A 19,476-nucleotide genomic window follows, 5' to 3' on the forward strand; every position below is an offset into this window, starting at 1 on the left:
TCGGATCGGGATGGATTGTACGATTACAATTGGTCTTATCTACTAGAGGGGGAGAATCTATGAAACGATTTCGAATGGGAATGACTTCACTTTTGCTGTTGGCAATGGTATGGTTGGCGGCTTGCATGAACAATCCGGCGCCTTCTTCTTCACAGCCGTCTTCAGCTACGAGCGGCTCCAAAGATCCTTACGTTATTCAAGTGCTTCACTCCACGGCAACGAACATTAAGAAGAGCGATGAAACCGAAATCGGAAAAGTAATCAAGGAGAAATTCAACATCGTTTTCGAGTATGTCAGCTTTACCGGGAACGAGCTGGATCAGATGAATTTGATGCTGTCCGCGGGCAACTATCCCGAAATCGTGAGACTTTCCGACAACAGCGTTTTGGATAAATACATTAGAGCCGGTGCGCTTCTGCCGCTGGACGATTTTCTAACTAACGCTCCGGAATTTAAAAAGCGTTACGATGCTCAAATCCCGCTTTGGCGTTTGCCTGCCCATGATAGCAAACTGTACAAGTGGGAAAATAACGTTCCGACGGATTTCAAAAATAATCTGGAAGCTCTGGATGTCGCGGTGCGCATCGATGTTCTGGAAAAAGCGGGTTGGCCTGAGCTGTTATCGACGGACGACTACATTCAATTTTTGAAGCAAGCCATGAAAGATCATCCGTCAACGAACGGACAGAAGTCAATCGGGATGACGGTTCCTTTTGCTGAGCCTTGGGGCGTTCAAGGGATTGCCCCGATTATGTATGAAAAAGGCGGAAGATACAGTACCGCAGCCGGTAATTTGAGCGTCATATGGAATCAGGTCGATCAACAATATGTCGATATGATGGAAAACGAGTATGTGAAAGAAGGCTTCTTTTTCTTCAATCAGCTTTATCGGGAAGGGATTTTGGACAAGGACAGTTTTACGGATTTATTGCCGCAGGCGACGGAGAAGCTAGTGAGCGGAAGGGCGTTATCCACCTGGTATCCCGTAAGTGTGGACAACGCTTCCGCGATCAAATCCGGTCATCCCGAGTGGCAAATGATTAATTTGCCGATCCGCAGCAAGACGCAAATCGAGCGAAACGAAAAGCGCCAAATCCGCGTTGAGGATACCCGGTCCTATGAAATGTACTCGATTACCAAAAACGCCAAAGATTCCAAAAGAATTTTCGAGCTGCTGGAATGGGCCGCCTCCGATGAAGGGAAAATACTGCTCCAGTCCGGTATCGAGGGAAAGCATTACACGATCGAGAATGGCAAACGCGTAGCGACGGAGGACTATAAAAACATTATCAACGATCCTATGCAAAGCTCCCAAGTCGGATTCCGCATGTTCCCGTTTCTTGGCTACGTTGGCACGAATGCGCCTGACGGAGTTCCGTACGATATGAAAATGGATCCGGTTTTAACGGATGAGATGACGCTATCGCCGGAGTTGAAAAACGCTTATACCCAGTTGGGATGGACGGATTCGAAGCAGTATTGGCGCGAGACGGGCAAAGCAGCACCAACCGGAATCGCCGCCGCTATCGCCATCGATTCCACTTCGGAATTGGGCGCATTGCAGCAGAAACTGATCGAATTCAGAGTTAAAAATACCACGAAGCTGATCATTGAGCCTAAGAGCGACGAGGACTTCGAAAAGCTGTACAGCCAGATTATCAACGATTATCGGAAACTGGAGCCGGAGAAAGTTGTGAACATGTACAACCAGCTCTATCAAGAAAAACTGGCTCAACTTGAATCTTTGAAATAATCAATCGTTTGATCTGGAGATTAACGGACAAGCCGATCAAAATTGCGGATGTCCGTTAATCGCCAACAGCTTTGACGAATCAACGCGGGAAATGCACAAACGATGGGGGAATACCATATGGGAACCGGGTTCGAAGCAACTCATGTAAACCGTTCCGAGGCAAGACAAAAAATGTTTAGAAAAGCTTTGAATCAACGCTATTTATATTTCATGATCCTGCCCGCAATCGCCGTCGTCATTACGTTTAATTACGTGCCTCTATTCGGTTGGGCGATCGCTTTCATAAATTATCGTCCGGGATTTAGCCTATGGCAATCCGATTGGACAGGGTTGGAGCAATTCAAATCGTTTTTCATGCAAAGCGACGATTACATTCATGTTCTTCGTAACACGCTGGCTATGAATGTGGGTTCCTTGTTTTTTAATTTGGTAAGCGCCTTCTTTTTCACGATTCTTCTGAATGAGATCCGAATAAAGTTATTCGGAAAAATCATTCAAACGGCGACTTTTTTTCCGTTCTTCGTATCCTGGGTCATCATTTATACCCTGGTCAACGCGTTGTTTGCCCCATCTTCGGGCGCCGTTAACGAAACGTTAGTTAACTGGGGCATTCTCGAGGAAGGACTCAATATTCTGGGCGATAAGAAATACTCTTGGCCGTTAATGATTTTTTTGGGGAATTGGAAGTACTTAGGGTACAATACGGTCATTTTTTTAGCGGCTATTGCCGCGATTTCGAACGAAGAATATGAAGCGGCGGATATCGAAGGGGCTAATCGTTTCCAGAAAATAAGGTATATTACGATACCCAATCTGATGCCGACGGCGATCGTGCTGCTTATTCTCAATAGCGGATGGGTTCTCAACTCAAGCTTGGAGTCGTTTTTCTTGTTTACGAATACGGCAAACTGGGAGACTATGGAAGTCTTCGACATGTACATTTACAAGTTTGGGTTGCAATTGCTGAACTATCCTTACGCAACGGCAGTCGGAATCATGAAAACCTTCGCAAGCATATTGCTGCTTCTATCGGTTAACGCGATTGCCAAAAGATCGACAGGGAAGTCCATCTTATAACGATTGAAGGTGAAACAATGAAAAGAAAAACGGCAGGCGGGCTTGCGTTCGATCTTTTAAATTATATTTTTATGGTCATCGTCTTATGTATCATGGTTCTTCCGTTTCTATATATTGTAAGCTTTTCGTTAAGCGATCCTAGCCGGTTAAAAGGAGGATTCGTCCTTATTCCAGCCGGATTGTCCTTCGATGCATACAAGCTAGCTTTTAAAGACCCAGCAATCGTCCAGGGGATCTTCATCTCCGTCGCGAGAACGCTCGTCGGACCTGCATTAATGCTCCTCGTCACCTCCATGGCCGGTTATGTTCTAACCCGGAACGAATTGGTAGGGGTCCGGTTTTTGCGCAAGTTTTTCGTGTTTACTCTTTATATTTCTAGCGGCCTCATTCCTTTGTATCTTGTGATGAATTATTTGAATTTGCTAGGCACCTTCATGGTTTATATTCTGCCGGCCGCCGTGTCCGTTTTTAATATGATCTTGATCAAAACTTATATCGAAGGTATGCCTAAAGGTCTCGAAGAAGCGGCCGTTATGGACGGAGCGAATGAATTCGTTCTCTTCTTTAGAGTCATCTTTCCCGTTTGTCTTCCGGTCTTAGCGGCGGTGACATTATTCGAAAGCGTCAACCAGTGGAATGCATTCATCGATACGCAAATCTACAATACGATGTCTCCGAATTTATTTTCGTTGCAATATGTGCTGTACAATACGTTAAACTCAACGACATCCAATCTGGAGCTGTTGAAATCTCAAGTATCCAACAACCAAAACATCGCGACGCCGCAAAGCCTGAAAATGGCGATTACGGTCATTACGGTGCTGCCGATCGCCTGCGTGTATCCGTTCTTGCAAAGGTTCTTTATGAAAGGTTTGTTAATCGGTTCGATTAAAGGATAGTAGGAGACCTAACGACATGACATAAGGAAGAGGCCGATCTGCGCGTCAGAAGATACGGGCAGGGAGTCGGTTAATTAACGAGCAGGGGTGAGTGGTTTTATGAGAAGAACGAACGAGTTCACGAGGAAGTTCAACCTTTTCATCACGGCGATTCTGGTTGTTGTCATGACGATGACGGGAATATCGCCACAACAGAGAGCGTACGCCGAACCAAGCTCCGATGTAGCGGATATTGCCATCCCATGGCCTGTAACTGCAACGATCGGCAAGGAAAGCGGGGGAGCGGTGCTCAAGATAGACGGGGAGATCGTCAACCCCGTTTTCATGTACGGAAACACGATGAAGCAATTTCCGGATTACTCCGCATTTTTGGACACGATCGACAAGGTCAAGACGCGTGATGTCCATGGCTATATGTGGGTGAACGTGCTAAAAGACAATGCTTGGAACGCACAGGTGAACGATGACGTTTTTACCCGCGACCCGAATGCATACGGCATCATTAGAGTCGGACTTCAAGATGAAATGTCGTTTGACGCCGGAGAATATTCGATCACCGAGAAAGGCAATCGGCCCGGATGGCCTTCGGTCGCGTCCATGGCTTGGAGAAGCGAGCTGGATTCCACGATTTCGAATTACTTGGAATGGTTAAGCCAGCAGCCTTATGCGAATCGAATTATAGGCTTTCAAATTATGGGCATGGAAACGGGAGAGTGGTTTTATAACTCCAACGATCTTAGCGTTGGCAACGGCGAGGACTATTCGGCTCCTATGGTTGCGGCGTTCAGGCAGTGGCTGACGGATAAGTACGGATCGGATGCGGCGCTCAAGGCGGCATGGAACGATCCGGGAGTCACGCTGGCAACTGCATCAATTCCAACGGCTGCCGAAAGGGACTATACGGCGGAAAACTACTTCAGGTCGATGGCAACCGAGGGGAAAACGATTGATTATCAAACCTTTTATAGCGAAGAGATAGCGGGGATGATCAATTACGTAGCCGGACTTTTCAAGCAAAAAACGGATTCGAGAGTGCTTGTAGGGGCTATGTACGGCTATCCGTATATGTTCGCGACCTATGTTCGTCCTTCGAATCACGGTCACCAAGGGCTTAGAAAAATATTGGAGTCAAATGAAATCGACTTCATCGGGGCGCCGGTACAATACAACAATAGGCGCATGGGCTTAAGCGCCGAACCGATGGGCGCATTTGATTCTCTTGCGCTTAACGGGAAAATGCTGATCGTCGAAAACGATACGAGAACGCACGTCATCGATAGTACGCCATATACGGACGACCAAACTTATCGGCCTAGGGTGTTCAGCCTGCAGGAAACGCTCGATGTCACAAGACGGGAAACCGCCAATGAGATTATTACCGGGGGCGGACAGTACTGGATGGATCTGTTTTCGCACGGATGGTGGAACGATGAGGACATCTGGGACGAGAATCAGAAGCTCATCGCATTGCAAGGGAGCAAGTATCTGATTTCCGCGGACAGAACCTTTAGGCCCGATGTCGCGGTCATTTTGGACGAAGAGTCTTACAGTTATCATACCTTGATTACGAATTACAATACGCCTACCAATAACCCTTATGCTCCCGTGGATCAACCCGATAGCGGGTTCGGTCATTTGCTCGCGAGACAGCAGAGAGAATTGGCCAAAAGCGGTGTGAAATACGGGTACTACCTCATGTCGGACGTAGATAAAATCCCAAGCACCGTTAAAACTTATATTTTCCTGAACGCTTACCGGGTGACAAACGCTCAAAAGGCCAGCATTGATAGTTTGAAGAAAGACGGTAACGTTTTGGTCTTCATTCGTGCGCCTGGCTATTTCAACGACACCGGTTCGGATGTAACGAACATTTCCAATCTAATCGGGATGACCATGAGCAAGGCGACGCACACCAGTCCGGCAACCCAAATCTTCGATTCGTCCGACCCGGTCACGGCAGGCAGCGGAGTGTCGGTATACGGCGGCTGGAAAATAGGCGGAGATACGGGCGAGGTCGAACCCGTCTACTCTTACACGCCGTCTTTTTACGTAACTGATAGTCAAGCCGCGGCAATCGGACATTACGACACGGATCCAGGGAAAATTTCTTTCGCCAGGAAGGAATTCGGGAATTGGACTTCGATCTTTAGCGCGTCAGGTTCTTTGCCGGCCGGTCTGATTAGATCGATCGCGGTGAATGTCGGCGGCGCTCATTCCTACTACAATGAGGGGACCGATAACGTCCGTACCGACGGAAAAATTTTAATGATGCATGCTAGCGTCGGTAACTCGGGAATCAAAACGATTTATTTACCTCGTCCTTCTAGAGTCGTTGACCTTATCGCTAATCGTACCGTTGCCACGGGCGCAACGTCGTTCAGCTTCTATCTGGGAGAAACGCGAACGGCTCTATACAATATTTTACCAAATGATAGCCTGATAGAAGAAGTCGAAGGCGGAACGGTAACCAAATCGGGTTCTTGGTCGGATGACATGAAATATGGATACAGCGGCGGCAAGGCCGTCATTTCCAATCAAGCAGGCGACAGCATTTCTTACGCGTTCAATGGAACGGATCTCTCGCTTAAAGCTTCTACCGGTCCGAACAGAGGCAGGGCAAACGTCGTCATTGACGGCATCGAGTACCCGTATATCGAATTGTATTCCCCCAATTTCGAATATAATAAGGAATTCGTTATCGCGCAGGGGTTACCTTCCGGGCCTCATACGATCGAGATTACGGTAGACGATAACAAGCATAGAAACTCTTCCGGCACCGCAATTGCGTTAGATGCCTTCGTAGTGGGGGAAACGGTAACCGGGCCCGGATCAACGCCGGCTCCGTTTCCGGTTCAACAAACGATCTTTACGACACAAACTCCGCTTGCCTATGGCTCGGATGCGTTATATGAACTGGGAACGAAATTCAAAACGACCGTTGACGGTTCCATTACGAAAGTCAGACTGTATTCCGGCGTTAACGAAGGCGAACTCCACAAAGTCAGCATTTGGAGAGTGAGCGATGGAACGAGATTATCCGGACCGCATAACTGGATCCTTTCTCCGGGGAATTCCGAATGGAAGGAATTCGAACTCCCAGCGCCATTAAAGATTAAGGCAAATACCGATTATATCGTTTCCGTTACGAACAGTCCCACCGATAAAATTTACGCCGTATCGGACGACGGTTTTAACGCTCCGATTTCGAACAGAAATCTGGTCACCTACTCCGGTAGCGGGGTGTATTCCGGCACGTTAGGTTCGATGCCGAACGCGACTAGCCTAAATCGGAATTATTTTAGGGATATCGTTTTCATACCGAGCAATTCGGAACAAATTTTTACATCGCAGGTTCCTGAAACGTTCTCTTACGATGCGCAATATGAACTGGGTACGAAGTTTAAGACGAAGATAAAAGGTTTTATTACGAAGGTAAAAGTTTTTGCAAGCGAGGAAGAGGGAGGCAACCATTCCGTCAGCCTATGGAGGGCAAGCGATGGAGTGCGCATAGCTGGGCCCTATACCTGGAATATCGCTTCAGGAACCTCAGGTTGGAAGGAATACGAGCTCCCCTCGCCTCTGAGCATCGATGCCGAAGTCGATTACATTGTATCCGTTACGAATAGTTCAACCGACAAGCAATATGCCGTCTCGGATAATGGTTTTAGCAGTCCGATACAGAATGGGCATATGGTCACCTACGTCGGCAGCGGAGTATACTCCGCCACGTTGGGTTCCATGCCGACGGAAACGAATCTGAATCGAAGTTACTTTAGGGATGTCGTATTCGTACCTACACACGGGGAGAGTGTCCTTGCCGCGCAAACGCCGAGCGGTTACGGTTCGGATCAGCAATACGAATTAGGAACGAAATTCAAGACGACGGTTAACGGTCATATTTCCCGAGCGCGGTTGTTCACCCATGAATACGAAGGCGGCAATCATACCGTAAGGATATGGAAAGCGAGTGACGGCACACTGCTTGCCGGCCCCTATCAATGGAATGTAACCGCTGGAGTTCGCGGCTGGAGAGAGTTTATATTGCCGACTGCTTTAAGCGTAGCCGCTAATGAGGATTACATTATATCGATTACCAATAGTTCCACGGATAAGGTTTATGCATTCGCGGAAAATGGTTACGGCAGTCCGATCGTTAACGGCCATTTAGTCACCTACGCGGGCAGCGGCGTATTTTCAGGCACGTTGGGTACGATGCCTACCGCGACTTACGGCCAGAGAAACTATTTCAGGGATGTTGTCTTTCAGCCGGGATGACCGATGCAGGCTTCTCACGACCGACCGGCTAAACTTAAACAAAAAAGGAGCATGTTCAATTTGACATGCTCTTTTTGTAAGGAATTAGCGGCATTTATTTAGAGTGCGAACCTTTAAGGCTTCGACCTTTGCCATGAGGAATGCACAGCGGCGTCCCGAAGATGGGATCGACCGTCATTTGGCATGCCATGCCGAACACTTCGCGTATCAGTTGTTCGGTCATAATAACCTCAGGTTTGCCTTGGGCATGTATATGCCCGTCTTTTACGGCCACGATGTGGTCCGCATAACGGCAGGCTAGATTGATATCATGCAGGACCATGACGATGGTCCGTTTTTCCTGACCGTTCAGGTCGAACAGCAAATCGAGGATTTCGATCTGATGGGACATATCCAAATATGTGGTTGGCTCATCCAGCAAAATGGTTGGCGTATTCTGTGCAAGGGTCATCGCGATCCAGGCGCGCTGGCGTTGACCTCCGGACAGCGAATCGATCGAAAACGAGGATAACTCCTTCATGTGAGTAACCTCAAGCGCCCGGTTAACCATTCTCTCGTCTTCGCGCGTCCATTGCTGCAGCCAGCTTTGATACGGGTAGCGTCCTTGTTTGACGAGCTGGTGAACGGTTAATCCTTCCGGGGCAAGCGGACCTTGAGGTAATATAGCGAGCCGTCTGGCAATTTCTTTGCTCGAAAGTTTGGCGATTTCGGTTCCGTCGAGCAGGATGGACCCTTCTTGCGGTTTTAGCAGGCGGGCCAGGGACCGAAGCAACGTCGATTTGCCGCAGCCATTGCTGCCGATCAACACGGTGATTTGTCCCGATGGCACAAGCAAGTCCAGTTGATTGAAAATTTCTTTTTGCCCGTACGATAACGTCAAGTTTTTCGCTTGGATGGAGGACATGGGAACGGCTCCTTTTGTAATGGAATGCGGCAACGGCTAGGAGCCGTTGCGATGTCGGTACAACAAGTAGATGAAGAACGGCGCTCCGATCGCGGCCGTAAACACGCCAGCGGGAATATCCAGCGGTAAAAAGGCAATCCTTGCAACGAGATCGGACAACAGCAGTACTAAAGAACCGATAAGCGCAGACACCGGAATGACGCCTCCGTACGAAGGACCTACAAGCTTGCGGGCGATATGCGGGGCCATTAAGCCAATGAAGTTAATTGCTCCGCCGATAGAAACGGCCGCACCTGCCAGCGCGACGCTGATGATGAGCAAAATTGTCCGTTTGATCTGAACGGAGCTTCCTACGCTTGTAGCGACTTCATCGCCAAGTTCCTGTACGTTAAGGTGGCGCGCGTACAGGATCGCGACCGGGAACAGCACAACGATCCAAGGCAGCAACGTGTAAACGTCTCTTACCCAAGAGACGCCGTATATGCTGCCGGTCATAAAGGTAAAGGCCTTTACTGCAACTGCCGTAGGCGTGAACGACGATGTCAGGATTAGCATGTACGTAACTGCCGTTATCGCGGTAGCCATCCCGATGCCGATGAGGACGAGCCTTAGCGGGGTCACGCCATTACGGTAAGCAAATAAGTAGATCAATAAAGCTGCGGCAAACGCTCCGAGTATCGCGCTCAGAGGCATATAGCGAATGCTGACATGCGAGAAGTACAGGATAAAGATGACGGTTCCCAAGGAAGCCCCGCCCGAAATGCCGATAATATCCGGAGAAGTCAGCGGATTTCTCACTATCCCTTGAAGCAAGGCGCCGGATACCGCGAGAGCGGAGCCGACCATTACGGCAATGACGACGCGAGGCATCCGAAGCGATTCGATGATCATGGTGTCGGGCGAATCCAAGGTTCCAAACAATATACGAATGACGTTAGCGGGGCTGATCGTCTTGCTGCCCAGCCCGACGCATATGACGATGGCCGCGATGTTGGCAAGGAGGAGCATGAGGATCACCATGACCGTACGGCGCTCGAGCTGGAAGGAAAACATACGGTTTCTAATCGTGACAAGTTTGCTCATTTTAAGAACGTCCTCCTCTTCTTGCGATAAAGACGAAGAAAGGAACGCCAATGACGGCCGTCATAATGCCAACGGGGACTTCCTTCGGAAACGAAATGTACCTGGAGCCGACATCGGCCGCCAAAAGCAGGATGGCTCCGTATACGGCACAATACGGAATGACCCAGCGGTAGTCCAAACCAACCAAATAGCGCATTAAGTGGGGCACGATAATGCCAACGAACGCGATCGGACCGGCCATGGATACCGATCCGCCGGCTAACAGCACAATGATGACGCCGGCAGCCAACTTGATGTAGATCGTTTTCTGTCCGAGTCCGACTGCCACGTCCTCTCCCAGCGTCAATACGTTCATGTGTCTGGCTAATAGGAACGCGCCGACCAATGCGATTCCGATATATGGAGCCGCGGCCGTGAAGATATTAAGATCCCGTCCGGCGACCGAACCTACGAACCAATAAAGCACTTGATCGAAGGTCTGTCCGCTCGTCAAAAGGACGCCCAAGGATAGAGAGGAAAAAAATGCGGTCAACGCGGCGCCAGCCAAAGTAACCTTAAGCGGCGTCAATCCGTCATTGCCGATAGAACCAAGGGTATACACAAGCGTGGCCGTAAAAGCCGCGCCGACGAATGCGAGCGTTGCGAATGCGGATAAACCGCTAACCCCGAAAAAGGCAGACCCCGTAACGATAAAAAACGCAGCTCCCGCATTGATGCCGAATAAGCTTGGCGAGGCGAGCTGGTTTCTCGTGATCCCCTGCATCAACGAACCGGCGACGGCCAGGCTCGCTCCCGCAGCCGCGGCAATCAGCGCGCGAGGCATCCTTGCGGTTTGGATGATAAGATGTTCTTGCGAACCGTCGAATCTCACGTAAGAATCCCAGATTGTGCGCCAACTGATGTCAGCCACTCCAAATACGATGCTGCTGACGATGCCCACGGCAAAAAGCAGCAGCCCAACGAATAGACCAACTGCCTTCTGAGAGCTTGTTTCTAATAATGTCTTCATCTTGTCCTCTTTCCTTGTCGCTATTCCAAAGTGGGATATGTCCTGTATAAAAAGAGTGAAAAAGCTACCCAATTATTTTAAGGGAAGAGAATGAACGTGTCAACGATTTTGAAAATCATTATCATTTTTTGATTGACTTCGTTTTGATATGCTGGTATAGTTTCGTTTGGACGATAGTGAGAATGGTTTTCAACATAAGGGAGAGAAACGACAATGAAACATGGTTTAATGAAGAAACTTACCTGGACAGCTACGGCGCTGATGATGGCGCTCATGTTAGTGGTTTCGGGCTGCGGGCAATCCGGCTCTAACAATAGCAACAAGGAAAACAATACTAGCGCCAACGGCAATGGCACATCAAATACGAACGAAGAAAGAGTTGTTACTCATGCAATGGGCGACACGCCGATTAAAGGAAATCCAGTTCGTGTAGTCGTTTTGACCAATGAAGGCACAGAAGCGCTTCTCGCTTTAGGCGTAAAGCCGGTAGGCGCCGTGAAATCTTGGACGGGAGATCCGTGGTATGAGCATATCAAAGCGGATATGGAAGGCGTAACTGAAGTAGGGGAAGAAAGCCAGCCAAACATGGAATTGATCGCAAGTCTTCAGCCTGATCTGATCATCGGCAACAAGCTGCGTCAAGAGAAAGTATACGATCAACTGAACGCGATCGCACCGACCGTGTTTTCCGAGACGCTTCGTGGTGCTTGGCAGGATAATTTTAAATTGTACGCGGACGCACTTGGCAAAAAAACGGAAGGCGATCAGATTATCGCGGAGTATGATGAGAGAGCTGCCGACTTTAAGAGTAAAGCAGGAGACAAATTAAACAAAAAAGTATCCGTAGTACGTTTCATGGCAGGAAAAACGCGTATCTATTTGGAGGATACCTTCACGGGGATCGCGTTCTCGAAGCTTGGCATTACGCGACCTGACGGTCAGAATTATAAAGATACGTTCGTCGAGGAAATCACGAAGGAACGTTTGCCCGAGGTAGATGCTGACATGTTGTTCTACTTCACCTATGAGACAGGCGACGGCAAAGGCACGGAAATGGAAAATGAAATGTTGAAGGATCCGCTTTGGCAAAGTCTCGAAGTCGTGAAAAACGGAAATGCTATTCGCGTAGACGATGCGATCTGGAACACGGCTGGAGGCGTGATTGCAGCCAATCTCATGCTCGATGAAATTTTCGCCATCTACGACATCAAATAATCCCATCACATGAAACAGCCGGGCGATTGCCTGGCTGTTTTTTGTGCGCTTGGCAGCGCAACGACTAACGGGATGAGTATAGCATTCGATCCGACCAAGCTGGGCAATGGTCAGACAGTGGCGATTTGGCACTATGACGCTGAGAACATGCTAATGATGTGAGCCACCTCAATTTCCACTTCCAAGTGGAGGTTGAGGTTCTTTTATTAGAAGAAGTCGGGGCATGAGCGGGGCAACAATCGTTTGACAACAAAATAATGCTTGACACAACATATTTGCAGGTATACATTAAATGTGTATTTGTGAGGAGTTGATTGCATTTGTTTGCAAATGAGAGGCGTATAAAAATTACGGAGATGCTCAAGGAAAAGTCCTCTGTTACGGTATCGGAACTCATGGCACTGTTTGAAGTATCGATTGAGACAGTGCGAAGGGATCTGGAATATCTGGAAAAAAGACAAGCTTTGAAAAGAGTACATGGGGGGGCCGTTAGCAATCAGAAAATGAAAATAGCTGCCAGCCTTGAAGAGCGTACATCCGAGAATCGGGAGCTGAAGGGGCAGTTGGCGCGAAAAGCGTTGCAATATATTCGCGAGGACGACATGATCGTGATTGATTCGGGCAGTACTGCAATGGAGCTGGCACCGCTGCTCAAGGATCATTTTCGCAGGCTCAAGATTGCTACGAATTCCCCTGAGGTTTTCGCCGCTTTATGCGATGTAGAAGGATTCGACATGATCCAGATCGGCGGCCAGTACCTGCGGGAAGAAAAAGCTTTTTACGGTCATATGGCATTAGAGACCATAAAGCGGCTTCATTTCACGAAGGCGTTTATATTTCCTTCGACGATTTCGCTTCGTTATGGAATCGGTTTGTTCCATCATGAATTATTCGATATCCAGCGGGGGCTTATCGAGCATTCGGATGAGGTATTCATTTTGGCCGACAGCTCCAAATTCGAGACTCCCGCAACCATTAAAGTTTGCGATTTATCAACCTCGTTCCATATCATAACGGATTCAAAGCTGCCGGATCACGTTTTTTCGCTGTACAAGAACAAATCACTGAACATCATAAAATCCATGGAGTGATTAAAAATGAACCATAAGGTCCTGCTTATTTTGGTTGATGGCATGCGTCCGGACAGCTTATCCATTTCGGGACATCCCTATATCGAACAATTAAAGGAGAAGGCCAGCTACACGCTTTCAGCCCGGACTGTTATGCCAAGCGTAACGCTTCCTTGTCATATGTCGCTGTTCCACAGCGTTCCCCCCGAGCGGCACGGCATTATGGATAATATCTATACTCCCCAGGTGAGGCCGATCGATGGACTTTGCGAGCAACTAAAAGCCAGCAACAAAACATCGGCTCTATTTTATAATTGGGAGCAGCTTCGCGATGTCGCCCTTCCGGGTTCAACGGCGCACAGTTGTTTTATCTCGGGTTCGAATTACGGTTACGACGTTACGAATCGATTGCTTACCGACCATTCGATCGCATTTATAAACGAACACGCTCCCGATTTTACCTTCTTATATTTAGGAGATGTGGATGAGGTGGGACATAAGTATGGATGGATGTCCAAGGAGTATATTGAAGCCGTGTATTTATCCTGGGATTGCATTGAGAAGGCCGTACATGCTATTCCGGAGCATTATAACGTCATTGTTACTTCCGATCATGGGGGTCACGACCGTACTCACGGTACAATGATGCCCGAAGATATGACGATTCCATTGTTCATTAAAGGGAGGGCATTTGCATCGGGTGCAGCTCTGCCGGAAGCTAACATTATCGATATTGCGCCGACAATTGTTAAGCTTATAGGCGTATCGCCGAATAAGGATTGGGAAGGTAAACCTCTGGTGTGATGATTTCGAATTCGATAGCTTCAAATCCAAAGCAGCGCAGTGCTTTATTTTTTAGTATTTTATGTTGTTTGGTCTATTTTACCAGCTATTTGACACGCATTAATTATGGGGCAGCTCTATTAGAAATCGCGCAATCTCTAAACATTAGCAATCAAATGGCAGGCATGGCGGTGATCGGCAGTTTTATTACCTACGGCGCAGGACAGCCTATTTGCGGGTATTTGAGTGACCGGTTTGAGCCGAGAACGATGATATTCGGGGGATTGGTGGCAACAGCATTCTGCAACTTTGCAATAGCATTTATGAGCGACATCTATATGATGACCTTTATTTGGTGCTTAAATGGCTTCTTTCAAGCGATGTTATGGCCTCCTCTTGTACGCGGCATGTCACAATATTTATCGCCCGAGCTCTACCGCAAGACAAGTGTGGGGATCGTTACGGCGTCTTCGGCAGGAACGATCGTGGTTTATGTATGGGTTCCCTTTAGCATTTGGATTTCAGGCTGGCGGCTCTCTTTTGTAATCCCGGGAATCGTTGCGATATTAATTGCGTTATTGTGGATTTTTAGTATCGAGGCTTTTGGTCAAGAAAAAAACGATCAAGTTTCGAAGCCAGTTCCAAGGGGCAGGAAGTATGGGACAGAGCGAAACGTCGGCTCGCTTATTTGGACCTCGGGGCTTCTGCCTGTCATGCTGGTCATCATTCTTCAGGGTGCTTTGCGAGATGGCATTACAACATGGATGCCAACGTATATTCATGATGTTTTTCGATTAAATACGTCTATTTCTATTTTAAGTACGGTCGTTTTGCCCGTATTCACTATTTTCTGTGTAGCAGCAGCTTCACGGATTTACAAATGTATACAGAATGAGCTTAAGGTCTCCGCCTTGCTATGGGGGGCGGGCGTAGTGACGGGTTTGGCGCTTATTGGCTTTTTTTCGTCTCATGCCATGGTTTCTATTATCCTTATGGCTCTTTTGACGGGCTGTACGCACGGCATTAACTTGATGTTAATCAGCCAATTGCCGCTTCATTATGCCAAGTATGGGCGTGCAGCAACGATTTCAGGTATTTTGAATGCATTTACTTATATCGGAAGCGCGATATCTATCTATGGAATTGCAGCGTTAAGCGAAGCTTATGGCTGGCGCTTTACTATTATAAGCTGGACTTTTATTGCGCTAATAGGGCTAATCGTCTGTCTTGGACGTATAAAAAAGTGGAGATTGTTTTTGGAGAAAAAAGAGCTGGAATTCTCATCATAAAGAGTTGGTCACGTTAACGCAAAGGATAAACGCTCTTAGGACATCCATACATTTCAATAAAGCCCGGTCCGCATGCGGACGGGTTTTTTTTGAGTTCATCGCGGATACTTGATTTTGTAGAAATCTTCCGTCATGGCGTTGTCGTACGGATGCATTTAGTTACCCAAACCTCCTGTTAAACGATAAAAACGAACGTTTTCCAATAAATTTGAAATAGCTTTAGCGCCCTTTGGCCCTTATTCTCAGTAACAAGGGGCAAAAACCGGATATCGAGAAAGCGTTGTATCCGGAGCGGAAACTCGCTTGATTAGAAGGCGGCAGTGTGAGGCGGGCGGCCGATAACATCCGGGATGGGGTGAAGAGAAATGGAATATACGTTACTGGGAAAGACGAATTTTCGCGTTTCCAAATTGGGGCTCGGCGGCGCGCCGCTGGGCGGAGACTTTGGCGATACGACGGACGAGCAAGCGCTGCGGGTAATCGATGCCGCGCTGGATCTTGGCATTAATTTTATCGACACCGCGCCTTTGTACGGCAGGGGGGAAAGCGAACGAAGAGTCGGGCTGGCATTAAAAGGGAAGCGGAGCCGCGTCATTTTGGCAACCAAGGCGGTTGTGCGCGGCGTTCCGTATACGTACGGGAATACCCTTCGATCGGTAGAGGAGAGCCTTAAGCGGCTGCAGACCGATTATCTCGATTTGATTCAGCTGCACGAGCTGGAATCCGTAAGTTATGAAGCCGCCATGGAGGGAACCATCAAGGCATTCCTTAAGCTCAAACAGGAGGGAATCGTCCGTGCGTTCGGCGTTAATGCCGGCCGGTTAGACCGGCTGCTGCCTTTTGTTCGGGAGGGGATCGTCGATACCATCCAAACGTTCGGCAGGTATACGCTGATGGATTATACCGCCAAGGATGAACTGCTGCCGCTGGCCAGCCGGGCTCATGTAGGGGTCATTCATGGAAGTCCGCTCTGCACGGGGCTGCTGACGGAGTCGCCGGCGCCTTTCTTGTACAAATACCCGGAGAAGATCGCGGAAGGGGCGCGACGCAAGCGGCAGCTCGAATTTCTCCGGCAGGGCAGGCCGAATGGGCTGGTAGAGCCGGCGTTGCGCTTTAGTCTAACTTGTCCCGACATTGCGGTGACCCTTACGGGGACTACGTCGGTAGAGGAATTGACTCAAAACGCCGCCTATTGCGACGGGAGAGGTTTAACTGTGGAGCACGAGTCCAAGGTACTGTCCCTGTTCCCCGGACAGCCCTTATAAAGGTTGTTCAAAGAGTCCTTTTGAAACACGCACTTATAGCGAAGGGGGAGTAACAGTGAACAAGATCTACTATGTGGCAGTTAATGGCGATGACATCAACGACGGTTTGAGCTTGGAACGCCCGTTTCGCACGATCGGCAGAGCGGCGCAAGCAATGGAAGCCGGAGACATAAGCTACATTCGGGAGGGCACTTACCGGGAGACGGTGGCGCCTCCCCGCAGCGGCAGGGAAGACGCCCCCATTCGTTTCGAAGCATACGGGAACGAAAGGGTAGTCGTCAGCGGCTGCGACGAGGTGACCGAGTGGACGCGGCACGAAGGAAACGTGTACAAGGCGAAGCCGGATTGGGATTTGGGTGACGGCAGCGAAACGCTTGTCTTTTTTGATGAGGAGCTTGGCATGGAAGCGCAGTGGCCGAAAATCCGGGATCGGCTGGATCGCTCGCAATATGCGCGCGTCGGCGCGGCGACCAGCGGGATGACGAACAGCACGATTTTTGACGAAAAATTGCAAGCGTTTCCGGACGGCCACTGGGACGGGGCGATGGTCGCCTGCGTCAATGGGGTAGGCTACTTTATGTCCACGGCCAAAGTGACCGGCTTTGCCGCCGGCACGCTGCATCACGAACAATGGGTCAGCTCGGCCGACCATTATTTTACGAAACCGGGGGATCTGTATTTTATTACCCGGACGCTGCGGGCGCTTGATACGGAGAAAGAATGGTACTACGACCCCGCGGAAGGGATGCTGTATGCGATGGCTCCCGAAGGCAAGCTGCCTCCTCAATGCGCGATCGAGGTGAAGCGTCGCGAATATGCGTTTGATCTGCGGCATAAGGAGCACATTCATATTATCGGCGTGGACTGCAGGGGAGCCGGCATTACGACGGAGGAAGCCAGCCAATGCCTGATTCGGAAATCGCGAATTTACGGCATGGACCGTTCCTTCGGTTACCGCCAGTCGATTTACGGAAGGACGCGAGGCATTGCGCTGGGCGGAGAGGGCAATAGGCTCCGCGACTGCGAGATCTCCCATTTCGAAGGAAACGGCATCTCGATATCGGGTGCGCGCAACTCCGTGCACAACTGTTACATTCATGACGGAAACTTCGAGGCCTCGTATGCGAGCATGATCTGGATGACGGGCGCCGAACACCGGGTTTCCCGTTGTACGATTACGAGGGGCGGCCGAACGTCGATCTCCGGCGTATTCTCGCGATCGACGATCGAGTATTGCGATATTTCCTTCGCTAATGCGCTGACGAAGGATTCGGGCATGATTTATTTGTTCAACCATGACTTTGACCAGACGCAAATTCACCATAACTGGCTGCACGACAATCTGTCCGACCATCTGAGCTTCGGCTTTTACATGGATGCCTGGACGAGCGGCATCAGCTTCTTCCGCAACGTCATCTGGAACATTCCCGAACGGGGCATGGTGCTCAATCGGCCCATCCAGCGGACGCTGATCTACAACAATACGTTTTATCGCAAGGCGATTGCCGATTCGTCCGTTTTCTGCCTGGACGACATGTACGGTACCCATATGGCGAACAATTTGTTCGCGGATGGTGAGATTCGCCGCTGGGGCGGCCACAGCATCGTCTCGCATAACCGCTTTGACGCCGATCCGTTCGTCGATGCGGAGAGCGGGGATTTCCGGCTGCGCGCGGACTCGCCGGTCATCGGTCAGGGCATCCCGATCCCCGGGGTGACGGACGGTTATCGGGGTACGGCGCCGGATCCCGGCGCGTACGAGTTCGGGGGAGAGGAGTGGGTGCCCGGCCACAGCTTCGAGTCTGCCGAGACGCATGACCAGTCCGCCCCCGCAGGCGAGTTCGATCCGCACGAGCATGACCGGACTGCCCACACAGGCGAGTTCGATCCGCTCGGGCATGGCCAGACCGCCTCTGCAGGCGGGTTCGTTCCGCTCAAGCATGAAAGCCTGCTGCGCAACGGCGGATTCGAGTCGGGTTCGCTTGCTCCATGGACGGCCGCTGGCGGGACGCCCCGCCTTGTGTTCGAATGCGCCTGGGATTACAGCAAAAACGGCGGTTATCCGACGGTCGTCCGCAGCAACAGGTACGCGGCTGTTCTTGGACCTGGCGAACGGATCGAGCAGCAGGTAGCAGGACTGAAGCCGAATACGTCCTACATTTTCTTTGCGGGCATCAAGTCGGGAGGCGAGTATCGCCAGGCGATCGAATATGCCGAAGCGAACGGCGGAAGGCAGTGGGAGCGGGAGCCGGACGGCACGCCGGCGATTTATCGGGACGTCCGATACGTTGGTCCGATGCGTTCGAAGGAATGGATCAAGCTGGAAAATATCGATTTTGGCGCCGCGGGCCAGTACGACAATGTATCCATCGGGTTAAACAAAGTGATTGGCCCGGTAACGGTGGAGGTTCGCATCGGCGGTCCCGATGGCGAATTGATAGGCGCTGTCGCGCAGCAGACTCCGTACGACGCGGTTTGGCGTTATTTCGGGGCGCCGCTGGGTTCTGTGGCGGGGGTGCACGACGTATATTTGGTCCTGTCCGGCGAAGGGCAATGTCTGCTGCACAATATCGTGTTCCACAACACGTTCCGGGCGGGGACGGCCCGGATGTCCGTCCGCGGACACGGCGGCTCCGGAGGGGAACTGGTTGTCAACCGCTGGAATTGGGAGAGCACGCTGTCGGAGCTGCATTTTACGACTGGTCCCGAAGCGTCGTCTGTGACGGTGGCGATCGAAAATATCGGCGCGCTTGCGGTTATCGGAATGCCGGCTCAACGAATATATGCCGACGACTGCGGCCTATGGGAGCAGCCGCGATTAAGCCGAACGATAGAGTCCGAACGATAGCGTCC

The 19,476-nt window shown here is 50.0% G+C and carries 13 protein-coding genes; 10 read left to right on the plus strand and 3 right to left on the minus strand.

Annotated features, from left to right (window positions below):
• The first annotated feature begins 59 nt into the window (after positions 1-59).
• The 4 genes from KJW29_RS34660 to KJW29_RS34675 all read left to right on the plus strand — a co-directional run bounded on the left by KJW29_RS34660 (position 60) and on the right by KJW29_RS34675 (position 8,005).
• On the plus strand, positions 60-1,754 hold the full coding sequence (locus tag KJW29_RS34660; RefSeq protein ID WP_214628059.1) for an extracellular solute-binding protein: 1,695 nt from the start codon (positions 60-62) through the stop codon (positions 1,752-1,754).
• Between the two features lie 117 nt (positions 1,755-1,871).
• On the plus strand, positions 1,872-2,831 hold the full coding sequence (locus KJW29_RS34665; protein ID WP_214628060.1) for an ABC transporter permease: 960 nt from the start codon (positions 1,872-1,874) through the stop codon (positions 2,829-2,831).
• 17 nt (positions 2,832-2,848) lie between these two features.
• Complete coding sequence (locus KJW29_RS34670; RefSeq protein WP_214628061.1) at positions 2,849-3,730, plus strand: carbohydrate ABC transporter permease; 882 nt, start codon at positions 2,849-2,851, stop codon at positions 3,728-3,730.
• Positions 3,731-3,829: 99 nt separating this feature from the next.
• Positions 3,830-8,005 (plus strand): DUF4082 domain-containing protein, encoded by a 4,176-nt coding sequence (locus KJW29_RS34675; protein ID WP_214628062.1) that lies wholly within the window; start codon positions 3,830-3,832, stop codon positions 8,003-8,005.
• A 94-nt stretch (positions 8,006-8,099) separates the two neighbouring features.
• Here the strand turns inward: KJW29_RS34675 and KJW29_RS34680 are convergent, their stop codons facing one another.
• Genes KJW29_RS34680 through KJW29_RS34690 form a run of 3 tightly spaced genes read right to left on the minus strand, consistent with a single transcriptional unit; the run spans position 8,100 to position 11,001 of the window.
• Entirely contained in the window at positions 8,100-8,909 is an 810-nt protein-coding gene (locus KJW29_RS34680) for an ABC transporter ATP-binding protein (RefSeq protein WP_214628063.1), read from the minus strand.
• Positions 8,910-8,945: 36 nt separating this feature from the next.
• A complete protein-coding gene (locus KJW29_RS34685) occupies positions 8,946-9,992 on the minus strand; it encodes a FecCD family ABC transporter permease (protein WP_214628064.1) in 1,047 nt (348 codons plus the stop codon).
• 1 nt (position 9,993) lies between these two features.
• On the minus strand, positions 9,994-11,001 hold the full coding sequence (locus KJW29_RS34690) for a FecCD family ABC transporter permease (RefSeq protein WP_108991613.1): 1,008 nt from the start codon (positions 10,999-11,001) through the stop codon (positions 9,994-9,996).
• 213 nt (positions 11,002-11,214) lie between these two features.
• On the opposite strand from KJW29_RS34690, the gene KJW29_RS34695 reads away from it, so the two are divergent.
• The 6 genes from KJW29_RS34695 (at position 11,215) to KJW29_RS34720 (ending at position 19,471) form a co-directional block, all read left to right on the plus strand.
• Positions 11,215-12,216, plus strand: a complete 1,002-nt coding sequence (locus KJW29_RS34695; protein WP_214628065.1) for an ABC transporter substrate-binding protein — start codon at positions 11,215-11,217, stop codon at positions 12,214-12,216.
• A gap of 320 nt (positions 12,217-12,536) precedes the next feature.
• The gene (locus tag KJW29_RS34700) at positions 12,537-13,307 is read left to right on the plus strand and encodes a DeoR/GlpR family DNA-binding transcription regulator (protein WP_214628066.1); all 771 of its coding nucleotides are present in this window, start codon (positions 12,537-12,539) and stop codon (positions 13,305-13,307) included.
• A 6-nt stretch (positions 13,308-13,313) separates the two neighbouring features.
• Positions 13,314-14,090, plus strand: coding sequence for an alkaline phosphatase family protein (locus tag KJW29_RS34705; RefSeq protein WP_214628067.1), 777 nt, complete (start codon positions 13,314-13,316; stop codon positions 14,088-14,090).
• Positions 14,090-15,358 carry an MFS transporter gene (locus KJW29_RS34710; RefSeq protein WP_246608938.1) on the plus strand — a complete coding sequence of 423 codons (1,269 nt, stop codon included), beginning with the start codon at positions 14,090-14,092 and terminating at the stop codon, positions 15,356-15,358. Before KJW29_RS34705 ends, KJW29_RS34710 begins: the two co-directional genes overlap by 1 nt.
• A 365-nt stretch (positions 15,359-15,723) precedes the next feature.
• Entirely contained in the window at positions 15,724-16,623 is a 900-nt protein-coding gene (locus KJW29_RS34715; RefSeq protein ID WP_214628069.1) for an aldo/keto reductase, read from the plus strand.
• Between the two features lie 55 nt (positions 16,624-16,678).
• On the plus strand, positions 16,679-19,471 hold the full coding sequence (locus KJW29_RS34720) for a right-handed parallel beta-helix repeat-containing protein (RefSeq protein WP_214628070.1): 2,793 nt from the start codon (positions 16,679-16,681) through the stop codon (positions 19,469-19,471).
• Positions 19,472-19,476 lie beyond the last annotated feature (5 nt).

It is taken from the genome of Paenibacillus agaridevorans (genome assembly GCF_018604145.1).
Taxonomy (GTDB): domain Bacteria; phylum Bacillota; class Bacilli; order Paenibacillales; family Paenibacillaceae; genus Pristimantibacillus; species Pristimantibacillus agaridevorans.